The sequence below is a fragment of the Methylorubrum podarium genome (assembly GCF_022179745.1).
GTDB classification, from domain to species: Bacteria; Pseudomonadota; Alphaproteobacteria; order Rhizobiales; family Beijerinckiaceae; genus Methylobacterium; species Methylobacterium podarium.
In genome coordinates this window covers 1-10245 of record NZ_BPRD01000184.1, presented here as the reverse complement: position 1 = coordinate 10245, position 10245 = coordinate 1, and the positions used below count along the sequence as shown (strand labels likewise).

Annotated in this window: 14 protein-coding genes and 1 pseudogene; 7 read left to right on the top strand and 8 right to left on the bottom strand. The window is 71.1% G+C overall.

Going from position 1 to position 10245, the window contains the following annotated elements:
* From MFF42_RS09980 to MFF42_RS09965, 4 genes and pseudogenes are all read right to left on the bottom strand, one after another.
* Positions 1-219, bottom strand: a pseudogene (locus MFF42_RS09980) (hypothetical protein); the annotation flags it as partial.
* 9 nt (positions 220-228) lie between these two features.
* The gene (gene pedC / locus MFF42_RS09975; RefSeq protein WP_238255604.1) at positions 229-1122 is read right to left on the bottom strand and encodes a lanthanide ABC transporter permease protein PedC; all 894 of its coding nucleotides are present in this window, start codon (positions 1120-1122) and stop codon (positions 229-231) included.
* 38 nt (positions 1123-1160) lie between these two features.
* A complete protein-coding gene (gene pedB, locus MFF42_RS09970) occupies positions 1161-1910 on the bottom strand; it encodes a lanthanide ABC transporter ATP-binding protein PedB/LutE (protein ID WP_238255603.1) in 750 nt (249 codons plus the stop codon).
* Entirely contained in the window at positions 1907-2191 is a 285-nt protein-coding gene (locus MFF42_RS09965; protein ID WP_238255602.1) for a hypothetical protein, read from the bottom strand. The genes pedB and MFF42_RS09965 overlap by 4 nt, the downstream gene beginning before the upstream one ends.
* Positions 2192-2357: 166 nt before the next feature.
* Between MFF42_RS09965 and MFF42_RS09960 the strand changes: the two genes are divergently transcribed.
* The 5 genes from MFF42_RS09960 to MFF42_RS09940 all read left to right on the top strand — a co-directional run bounded on the left by MFF42_RS09960 (position 2358) and on the right by MFF42_RS09940 (position 6005).
* Positions 2358-3272, top strand: coding sequence for an ATP-grasp domain-containing protein (locus tag MFF42_RS09960; RefSeq protein WP_238255601.1), 915 nt, complete (start codon positions 2358-2360; stop codon positions 3270-3272).
* Positions 3269-4144 carry a triphosphoribosyl-dephospho-CoA synthase gene (locus MFF42_RS09955; protein ID WP_238255600.1) on the top strand — a complete coding sequence of 292 codons (876 nt, stop codon included), beginning with the start codon at positions 3269-3271 and terminating at the stop codon, positions 4142-4144. Before MFF42_RS09960 ends, MFF42_RS09955 begins: the two co-directional genes overlap by 4 nt.
* A gap of 245 nt (positions 4145-4389) precedes the next feature.
* Entirely contained in the window at positions 4390-4902 is a 513-nt protein-coding gene (fae, locus tag MFF42_RS09950) for a 5,6,7,8-tetrahydromethanopterin hydro-lyase (RefSeq protein WP_012453694.1), read from the top strand.
* Positions 4903-5076: 174 nt separating this feature from the next.
* Entirely contained in the window at positions 5077-5514 is a 438-nt protein-coding gene (locus tag MFF42_RS09945; RefSeq protein WP_238255599.1) for a hypothetical protein, read from the top strand.
* 17 nt (positions 5515-5531) lie between these two features.
* Positions 5532-6005 carry a hypothetical protein gene (locus MFF42_RS09940; RefSeq protein ID WP_238255598.1) on the top strand — a complete coding sequence of 158 codons (474 nt, stop codon included), beginning with the start codon at positions 5532-5534 and terminating at the stop codon, positions 6003-6005.
* Positions 6006-6017: 12 nt separating this feature from the next.
* Here MFF42_RS09940 and MFF42_RS09935 read toward each other — a convergent pair whose 3' ends face one another.
* Positions 6018-6713: a HisA/HisF-related TIM barrel protein gene (locus MFF42_RS09935; RefSeq protein ID WP_238255597.1), complete on the bottom strand. Its 696-nt coding sequence runs from the start codon at positions 6711-6713 to the stop codon at positions 6018-6020.
* Positions 6714-6716: 3 nt separating this feature from the next.
* On the opposite strand from MFF42_RS09935, the gene MFF42_RS09930 reads away from it, so the two are divergent.
* Both MFF42_RS09930 and MFF42_RS09925 read left to right on the top strand, forming a co-directional pair.
* On the top strand, positions 6717-7751 hold the full coding sequence (locus tag MFF42_RS09930; protein ID WP_238255596.1) for a hydantoinase/oxoprolinase family protein: 1035 nt from the start codon (positions 6717-6719) through the stop codon (positions 7749-7751).
* 52 nt (positions 7752-7803) lie between these two features.
* Positions 7804-8004, top strand: a complete 201-nt coding sequence (locus tag MFF42_RS09925; RefSeq protein ID WP_238255595.1) for a hypothetical protein — start codon at positions 7804-7806, stop codon at positions 8002-8004.
* 205 nt (positions 8005-8209) lie between these two features.
* On the opposite strand, the gene MFF42_RS09920 is transcribed toward MFF42_RS09925, so the two are convergent.
* From MFF42_RS09920 to MFF42_RS09910, 3 genes are all read right to left on the bottom strand, one after another.
* Entirely contained in the window at positions 8210-9349 is a 1140-nt protein-coding gene (locus tag MFF42_RS09920) for a YncE family protein (protein ID WP_373875171.1), read from the bottom strand.
* Positions 9350-9383: 34 nt separating this feature from the next.
* Positions 9384-9914: an SRPBCC family protein gene (locus MFF42_RS09915; protein WP_238255593.1), complete on the bottom strand. Its 531-nt coding sequence runs from the start codon at positions 9912-9914 to the stop codon at positions 9384-9386.
* A 65-nt stretch (positions 9915-9979) separates the two neighbouring features.
* Positions 9980-10245, bottom strand: a 266-nt coding sequence (locus MFF42_RS09910) for an SRPBCC family protein (RefSeq protein WP_238255592.1), incomplete at its 5' end; no start/stop codon positions are given.

Genomic DNA, 10245 nt, shown 5'->3' with positions numbered 1-10245 from the left:
GGCGAGCTGCGCCGCCTCGCGGTCGTTGCCCCACTCGCCGGCCTCGGCGAGATCCGGCCCGGTCCAGAACGAGCCGTACCCCAAGGTCGTCACCTTGCGCTGGGCGCAGGGCCAATCCGGATCGGCCTTGGGCTGCGCCAGCGCCGGCCCCGCCGCGAGAAGAAGGGCGAGGCAGAGCGGGGCACGAACGGAGCCGAGGGTGGCACGACGAAGGAGCATGGGCGTCTCTCAGGCAGCTTCGCCGGCCGGTCCGCCGCGCCGGGCCATGATGCCGCGGCCCGGATCGTAGGCGATCACGGCGAGGGTGAAGAACAGGAGGCCGGTGCCGACCACGACGGCGCAGGCGACCGGCTCGAAGCGCCCGTAGAGGGCGAAACGCACCAGCTCGACCGCGTGGGTGAACGGGTTGGCCTGGCAGATGAGATAGAGCCACTCGCTCGATGCCCGGACCTGCCAGAGCGGATATAGGGCAGAAGAGGCAAAGAACATCGGGAAGATCACGAAATTCATGACGCTCGCGAAGTTCTCAAGTTGCCGCACCAGCGAGGATAGGAACAGTCCGATGGCGCCGAGCATCAGCCCCGAGGCGAGGAAGGCCGGCAGGGCCGCGACGTAGCCGATCGGCGGAATGCCGGTCTCCCAGAACCACGCGATGGCCAGGAAGGCGTAGGCCTGCACGATCGAGACGCTCACCCCCGCGATCAGCTTGGCGAGCAGCAGCGTCCAGCGCGGATAGGGCGAGGTGAGCAGCACCTTCATCGAGCCGACCTCGCGGTCGTAGACCATCGAGAGCGAGGACTGCATGCCGTTGAAGAGCTGGATCATCACGGCGAGCCCCGGCACCACGTAGGCCTCGTAGAGCACGTAGGTCTCGTAGGGCGGCGTGATCGAGGTGCCGAGCGTGTTGCGGAAGCCCGCCGCGAAGATGAACAGCCAGACCAGCGGGCGCACCATCGCCGAGAAGAACCGCTCCTTCTGGTGGAAGAAGCGCAGCAGCTCGCGGCGGACGATGCCGCCCAGGGCGATGAGGTAGCCGACCGCATCGAGCCGGCCCGCATGGGGAACGGGCTTGGCGCCGTCCTCGACGCGGACCGTGACGGCGGGGTTCGACGGAGAACTCATGACCTGGAACTCATGACCTGGAACTCATGACCGGGGCCTCATGCGGCGGACTTCACGGCGCGCCGGTCGGGCTCGGCGACGAGGCGGCGGAAGGCGGCCTCCAGGGTCTCGCCGGGCGCGCCGATCTCCCCGGCGCGGCCGCGGGCGACGATGCGGCCCTTGTGGAGCACGACCGCGTCGTCCTCGGGCGAGATCTCCTCGAAGATGTGGGTCGCCCACAGCACCGACAGCCCCTCCTCGCGCACCAGGGCGCGGACGATGGCGACGATGTCGGCACGCGATTCGAGGTCGAGGCCGACGGTGGGCTCGTCGAGCAGAAGCAGGCGCGGCTCGTGGATCAGCGAGCGGGCGATCTCGATGCGCCGCGACTGGCCGCCGGACAGGGTGCGGATCTTGTCGTCGCGCCGCTCCGCCAGCCCGACGCGGGCGAGCAGGCTCTCGATCCGCGCGCGCGCGGCCGCGCGGCCGATGCCGTGCAGGCTGGCGTGGTAGTGCAGGTTCTGCGCGACGGTGAGGTCGGTGTCGAGGGTGCGCGCCTGGAACACCACGCCGAGGCGGGCGAGCGCCCGCGACGGCTCGCGGTCGAGGGGATGGCCGAGGATCGCGACCCGCCCCTCCTGATTGTTGTAGAGCCGGGTGATCACCGAGAAGAGCGTGGTCTTGCCCGCGCCGTTGGGGCCGAGCAGCGCCATGAAGTGCCCGCGCTCGACCGTCAGCGACACGTCCGACAGGGCGGCGCGCTGGCCGAAGCGGTGGCTGACGCCGGCGACCTCGAGGGCGGCGCTCATCGCGGCAGCGCCCGCCTGGCGTCGTCCAGGGCCTCCAGGCACTCGTCGAACTCGCCCTCGCCCTGCTCGCGCTCGGCGATTTTCAGGGCGCGCTTGAACTTCGGCGGGACGGCCTCGGGCGCGAGCTTTTCCGCCTGCGCCCGCGCCGCGACGATGCCCTCGGCGCAGGCGGACTTGTCGTCGGCCAGGGCGGGGGTGGCGAGGAGAGCGAGGGCGAGAGCGGCGCCCGAAAAAATCCCTCCCCCCGCTGGATCTCGGGCTTGCCCGAGATCCACAAGCATCTTCCCAAGTCGGGCAGGCCCGACTTGGGTGGGGGAGGGTGCCTGCGGAGCAGGCGGGAGACGGGAGCGACGTTTCCGGAGAATGCGGAGCCGGCCCCTCACCCGACCCCCTTCGGGGGCCACCCTCTCCCGCGGAGGGGAGAGGGCAAAAAAACGGGAACAACGCATGCGCATCGGGCTCGCGGCCGACAACGGCAATTGGCACAAGGCGCGGCTGCGGGAGGCCCTGCGCGGCCTCGGCGTCGAGCCGGTGCTGTTCTCCCTCGCCGACGTCGCCGTGGTGACCGGCGGCGGCGAGCCGCTGCGGGTGCCCGGCTTCGCGGACGGCCTGCCGGACGGCGTCCTCCTGCGCACCATCGCCGGCGGCACCTTCGAGGCCACCACCATGCGGCTCGGCGTGCTCCACGCGCTGGAGGCCGCCGGCGTCACCGTCTGGAACGGGCCGGCCGCCATCGAGCGCTCGGTCGACAAGGCGGCGACCTCGCTCCTGATCGCCCGCGCCGGCCTGCCGACCCCCGACACCTTCGTCGTCTCGAAGCGCGAGGCGGCGGCCGAGATTGTCGCCCGCGAGGCGCAGCCCGGACGGCCGATCGTGCTGAAGCCCCTGTTCGGCTCGCAGGGCGAGGGGCTGATGCTCCTCGAACATCCCGATGATCTGCCGGCGCAGGAGGCGGTGAGCGGCGTCTACTACCTGCAGCGCTACGTGCCGCGGGCGGACGGGCTATGGCGCGACTACCGCGTCTTCGTCTGCGAGGGTCGGGCGATCGCCGGGATGATCCGCGAGGGCGACGGCTGGATCACCAACGTCCACCGCGGCGGCCGCCCCTTCGCCTGGGACGTTCCCGCCCGCGCCGCCGAACTCGCCGAGGCCGCCGCGGCGGCGGTCGGCGTCGATTACACCGGCATCGACCTCGTCGAGGACGGCGAGGGCGGCTTCCTCGTCCTGGAGGTCAACTCGATGCCGGCCTGGTCCGGCCTGCAGCAGGTGACCGAGGTCGACATCGCCGGGGCGGTCGCCCGCGGCTTCCTCAACGCGGTGCGCGCCGCCCGCCCGCCGCGGCTGGTCTCGGCGCTCGGATGACCGGATCAGCGCAGGGCGGCCTGCCGGCGGCGACGGTGGCCGACCTCTACCGCGCCGCCTGCCTCGCCGAACTCGATGCGCTGAAACCCGGCAACGTGCACAGCTACGCCCCCGGCCACCGCATGGTGACCGCCGATTTCGTCACCAGCGCCGACGTCTCGGCACCCGCGCTGGCCGAGGCGGGTGCGCGGGTGGGCCGCCGGGTCCGCGGCGGCGTCGAGGCGACGATCGCCGCCGTGGGCCAGAACACCAATCTCGGCATCCTGCTCCTCTGCGCGCCGCTCGCCCGCGCCGCGGAGGCGCCCGGTCGGCTGAGCGAAGCCCTGAGCGCCGTGCTGGCGACCTTCGACGCGTCGGATTCCCGCGACGTGTTCGCGGCGATCCGCCGGGCCAATCCCGGCGGCCTCGGCCGGGCCGAGCGCCACGACGTGTCCCGGGATCCGGCCGATGACGGGCCGGTCCCGCCGCTGCGCGCGGCGATGGAAGAGGCCGCCCCGCGCGACCGCATCGCCCGCGCCTACGCGGACGGTTTTCGCGATCTGTTTGCCATCGGGCTGCCGGCGCTGGCCGACGCACGGGCGCGCGGGCTCGTCCCGCCCTGGACCACGACGGCCGTGCATCTCGCCTACCTCACCGCGGTGCCGGACAGCCATATCGCGCGCAAGCACGGGCCGGAGCGGGCCGAGGCGGTGCGGGCGCAGGCGCGGGCGCGACTCGCAGGGCTCGACCTCGCCGCGGCCCCGGTCGAGGCGTTGCTGGCCTACGACCGTGCCTTGAAGGAGGCGGGTCTGAACCCCGGCACGAGCGCCGACTTCACCGTCGCGACGCTGTTCCTCGACGCGCTCCTGTCCGCCCGCGGCGAGACATCTTGAGCCTTGGCCGAACCCCGCGCCCGCGAGGGGACGGATCCTGGCGCGTCAAGGCCCCCGGCTATCCAAAAAATCGCCGATTTCAGGGCCTTGCGCGGGTTGTTCGATGCCGGGCCCCGCTGTAGGGTCCGCGCCGCTATCCGGGCTAACCGGCTCGGCCCCTGCCGGGCGCCGCGAACAAGGATGGCTTCCGGCCCCGCCTCCTCTCAGGGCGGGCCTTTTTTCAGGAATCCAGGGAGAGACCCCGAATGGCAAAGATCACCAAGGTTCAGGTCGGCGAGGCCCTCGTCGGCGACGGCAACGAGGTCGCCCACATCGACCTCATCATCGGACCGCGCGGTTCGCCCGCCGAGACCGCTTTCTGCAACGGCCTCGTGAACAACAAGCACGGCTTCACCAGCCTGCTCGCCGTGATCGCGCCGAACCTGCCGTGCAAGCCGAACACGCTGATGTTCAACAAGGTCACCATCAACGACGCCCGTCAGGCCGTCCAGATGTTCGGCCCGGCCCAGCACGGCGTCGCCAAGGCGGTGCAGGATGCGGTCGCCGAGGGCATCATCCCGGCGGACGAGGCCGACGACCTGTACGTGCTGGTCGGCGTGTTCATCCACTGGGAAGCGGCCGACGACGCCAAGATCCAGAAGTACAACTACGAGGCCACCAAGCTCTCGATCCAGCGCGCCGTGAACGGCGAGCCGAAGGCCGCGACGGTGACCGAGCAGCGCAACTCGGCGCAGCACCCCTTCGCCGCCAACGCTTAGATCGGGGACAGTCCTGGGCAGAGCGAGCCTCCGCCCGCACCGCGGGGTCTGCTCCAGCGACTGGCTTCGATCTTCCTTGGACGTTGATGGATCGGGACGGCTTCGGCCGTCCCTTTCTTTTTGGGCGCTGCGGTGGCACCTCATGACGGTGAGACACCCAGGAGGAGGCCGCCGATGGCCGACGTCCTCGAAGAGCTGACGGCCGATGCCCTCACGCGCGCGCAGGTCGAGGACCGCGTGGAGGATTGGGCGCAGCGTATCGCCGGCCTGTACGGCCGGATCGAGTCCTGGCTTCCGCCCGGCTGGTCGTCCAGGCGGACGCGGCGCGTGCGGATGATCGAGGAGCCGATGCGCGAGGTGGACCTGCCGCCGCGCGAACTTCCGGTGCTCGACCTGCTGGCCGATGAGGCTCCGGCCGCGACGATCGAGCCGCGGGGCCTCTGGATCGTCGGCGCCAACGGCCGCCTCGACCTTCGGCGGGGAGCGGACCATCATCTCATCCTCGACAGGGCCGCGAATTTCGAGGAGCCGGATTGGGTCCTCGTGCCCCTGTCGGATCGACGGCGGGCCCTCCCGCTGGACCGCTCGGCCTTGTCGTCCGTCTTGCGCTGACGGCACGGGACGGCGCCGTGCAGGACTTGGTGGCCCTGGCCGCTCTCTATGCCGAGATCGACGCATATCTCGAAGCGCTCCGGGCGGCCCTGATCGAGAGCGGTGACGGGTCGGGCGCGGATCGGATCGAGGCCAAGCAGCGCCTCAACGACCAGGCCTATTTCGTGATCTGCTGGGGTCAGCTCGAGAGCGCCATCGACGATGCCTGCCGCTCGGCCATCCGCGCGCGGCGGGGCCACGCGGATTGGGCGGTGAGACGCGCCTGGGATCTGTACAATCCGGACGAGAAGCGCCTCTCGGGCCTCAGCTTCGAGGATCGCACCGCCCTCGTCCTCGATCGGCAGGGCGGCGCGAAGAGTCCGTGGGCGCGGGTGCAGTTCTATTATGCGCTGCGCAACCAGATCGCCCATGGCAAGCTGAGGCCGGAGCGCATCGACGTCACGGCCGTGGTCGGCGAGATGTACGTGATTCAGGGAGCCCTGACGCCGTAGGCGCCGCCAGCCTCAGCGCAGCCGCCCGTCATGGATCGCCGAGGCGACGAGCGCTCCCGCCGCGCCGGCCGCGATGAGCCGCGTCACGTCCTCCGGCCCGCGCACCCCGCCGGCCGCGTAGATCCGCCGGCCCTGTCCGAGCGCGACGGCGCGCGAAATCCCGACGAGATCGGGACCGGTGCCGGTGCCGACCCGCGCCAGCGTCATCACGATCACCTCCTCGGGCCATGTCCGCGCATCCGCGTGCAGAGCGTCCGGTCCGAGTCGTTCCTCCCCCCGGCTGTCGAGGGAGAGCACGGCACGGTTGCCCAGCGCGCGCACGAGATCGGCGTTGCGCTGGCTCTCGCTGCCGATCACCGGGCGGCCGAGGCCGAGCCGGGTGAAGCGGTCGACCCCGGAAAAGTCGGAGAAGCCGGCATCGACCCACAGCGTCGCGCCGGGACAGGCGCGGGCCACCGCCTCCAGGCTGGCACGGTCGGGCGCCCGGCCCTCCATGATCGCGTCGAGGTCGGCGACGTAGAGCCGGTCCGTCGCGACGGCGTCGAGGAGGCCGCGGGCCACGTCGGCGGGCGCCGAGCCCCTGGCCAAGGGGGTGTCGATCGGGGCATAGGCGTCCCGCTCGCCCGCGCGGGCGCGCACCACCTGCCCCCGACGCAGGTCGATCACCGGGATCAGCCGGAACGGCCGCCCCTCAGAACCGTGAGACATCGCGTGAACCGGACTAGGAACAGGGTCATCGGGTGGGATCTCGGCGGGGTGCATGTCAAGGCGGCGCTCGTCGAGGACGGCCGCGTGGTCGAGGCGGTGCAGGCGCCCTGCCGGCTCTGGCGCGGCGTCCCCGCCCTCGACGAGACGCTTTCGCAGATGCCGGACTGGACCCGGGGCGAGGCCCACCACGCCGTCACCATGACCGGCGAGTTGACCGACTGCTTCGCCGACCGGGCGGACGGGGTGCACCAGCTCTCCGCCTGGGCCGCCGCGACGCTCGCCGGCAGCGTGCGGATCTATGCCGGCCGCGCCGGCTTCGTGCCGGCCGAGGCCGCCCGCGGGCAGGCCGCCGACATCGCCTCGGCCAACTGGCACGCCACCGCCGCCCTGGTCGGCCGCCACGAGGCGAACGCGCTCCTGGTCGATATCGGCTCGACCACCGCCGACCTGATTCCGATCGTGAAGGGCGCGCCCGCCGCGCGGGGCTACAGCGACGCGGAGCGGCTGGAGACGGGCGAGCTCGTCTATACCGGCGTGGTGCGCACGCCGCTCCTCGCCTTCGCGACCCACGCGCCCTGGCGCGGCCGGCGCACGGCACTGATGGCCGAGACCTTCGCCGGCACCGCCGACATCTACCGCCTGACCGGTGACCTGCCCGAAGGGGCCGACCAGCAGCACAGCGCCGACCTCAAGGGCAAGTCGATCCCCGAATCCGAGACGCGCCTCGCCCGCATGGTCGGCCGCGACCGGGGGGAGGGGAGCGCGCAGGAATGGCGGGCGCTGGCGGCGTGGTTCGCCGAGGCGCAGCTGCGCCCGCTGCACGATGCTGCCGCCGTGCTGCTCTCGCGCCCGGATCTCCCCGAGGACGCGCCCCTTGTCGTCTGCGGCGCCGGCCGCTTCCTGGCCGAGCGGCTCGCCGCCCGGCTCGGCCGCCGCCCGCTGCCCCTCACCGCGGTGATCGCCGGCCGATTGGACGGCGGGGAGGCCGCCTGGGTCTCGACCTGCGGGCCGGCGGTCGCCGTCGGCCTGATCGCGTGAGGAACGAGGCCGTTTCCGCGCGTTGACGGGGACAATCCACGAGGAGATGCCGATGACTGCAGGGAACAAGCTCGCCCGGATTCTGGCCACCCGCACGGGCGAGTCCATCGAGCTGGCCTTCGAGACCGTGGACGGACGCACCACCCGGGTGCTGGCGAGCGACGACCAGATCGACCGCCTCGTGGACGAGCTGGAGGACATCCTCAACTCACCCGCCGAGACGGGGTCCGGCGAGCCGCCCGCGGCGGCGTAGAGCATCGTCCTGGATATCGGATCCGGGACGATGCTCTAGGCTTTTGTTCTGCATCGTCTTTTTCCGAAAGCCGGCAACCACCTTTCGGGACGATGCTCTGGAGCCGTATCCGGCCTGATTGCATCAGGCCGGCGTCTCCAGGTCATTGGTTTGACGCGCATTCTTTCGACGAACCGGCACCCGCTTCGTCGGAATGCACTCCGGGCTACCGCAAGAAATCCCCGAAGGAGCGCGGCCCGTCGCCGGTCTCGACCTTGCCGGTGACGGTGAGGCTCGACGGATCGATCAGGCTTAAGCCGTTGTCGCCCCAGTTGGCGACGACGACCGTCTTCCCGTCCCGGGTGGCGGCGATCCCCTCCGGGTGGTCGCCGACATCGATGGCGGCGAGCGTCTTCAGGGTCGCGGGGTCGAACACCGTCACGGTGTTGGAATACTGGTCGGTCACGAAGCCTTTGCCGGCGGCGAGCGCGATCACGTAGGGCCGCTGGCCGGTGGCGACGCGGCCCGTCTCGCGGCCGGCCGCGACGTTGACGGCCGAGACGTCGTTTGAGACCACGTTGGCGGTGTAGGCGGTGGCGCCGTCCGCCGAGAGGGTCAGGCCGAACGGGTGCTGGCCGACGGCGACCCGCCGCGTCTCTCGGCGGCTCGCCACGTCGACGATCGAGACCGAGTCGGATTCGCGGTTGGCGACCAGCAAAGTGGCGCCGTCCGGCGTGACGGCGATGCCGGAGGGGGATTGTCCGGTGGCGATCTCGCCCTCCAGCGCCAGGCCGTCCGCGTCCGGGCGCAGCACGAAGACCCGCGTGCCGTACCAGTCGGCGACGTAGACCTCGCCGGATTTCGGGTTGACGCCGATGCCGAGCGGACCGCCGGGCAGGTCGAGGCTCGCGCGCACCCTGCGGGCGTCGAGGTCGATCACCGAGACGCCGTGTCCCTCGGGGCGGGTGACGTAGGCGGTCTTGCGATCCGGCGAGAGGGCGATGCCGGCCGGCGCGCCCGGCACGGGGATCGATTGCACGATTTTCTTGGAGGCAAGATCCACGATCTCGACGGCGTTGCCGAGCTGCGCCGTGACCAGGGCTTCCTGCGCGAGGGCGGGGCTGGACAGCACGAAGCCGGCGAGGACGAGAAGAGCCCTCCCCCCACGGATCTCGGGCCTACCCGAGATCCGCAAGCATCCGCCCAAGGCGGGCAAGCCCGACTTGGGTCGGGGGAGGGTACCCGCGGAGCGGGCGGGAGAGGGGGGGACGCTTCCGGAGAGGTCGCTCCCCTCACCCGACCCGCTTCGCGGGCCACCCTCTCCCGCAGAGGGGAGAGGGAAGAGCCGGCGCGTCGTCTGGAGCATGCTGGACACGCCGGCTCTCCGCAGCATCAAAGCCCTACGAGCCCTTCTCGGCCTTGGCCTTCACGTTCTCCAGGCCGGATTTGTAAAGGCCGGACACGGCCTTCTTGGACGCCTCGTCGTTGAGCTCGGGCGGCGGATCGTTGTTCATGTAGCCGCGGTAGAACGCGCCGCGCCAGGTCAGCTTCGACTTGGCTCCATCGCCCTCGACTTCGATCGTCGAGGAATAGTCGTTCACCGGCAGGACCTTCACGTCGACCTTGTTGATCCGGTACATGAGGGTCTTCTTCTCGGCGTCGTACTTGGCGAGTTCCTCCTCGACCGTGGCGCCGCCCTTGAGGGTCAGCGTGCGGGTCGCCTTGACCTCGTTGCCGCCCTTGCCCTCGGTCTTCTCGACCACCGGAATCCAGCTTCCGTCCTGGAAGTTGCCGACGATCGCCCAGACCTTGTCGGCGGGGGCGTTGATCTCGATCGACTCCGAGACCTTCTGCCGGGTCGGGCCGTGCGCCTGCGCGGCAAAGGTCACCGTGGCGAGCGCCGCCACGGCCGCGAGCGTCCTGAACTTCATGTGTTTTCTCCTCCCATCGAAGCCGCCGAGCATGGCCGCTTCACCCTTCGTCCGAGCGACTTGTGTCAGGAGCCGCTCTTCTCAAGCCTGGCCTTGAGCTTCTCAAGGCTGGCATGAACCCAGGCCCGCACGGCCTTCTCCGAATTCTCGTCGTTGAGTTCGGGCGGCGGGTCGCTGTTCGGATGGCCGCGGTAGAACGCGGCCCGCCACTCGACCCGCGCGTGCTCGCCCTCGGGCCGCACCGAGATCGTGGCCGAGTAGTCCTTGGCCGGCAGGTCGGCGACGTCGTTCTCGAGGAGGTAGTAGGCGAAGCTCCGGTGCTCGGCATCGA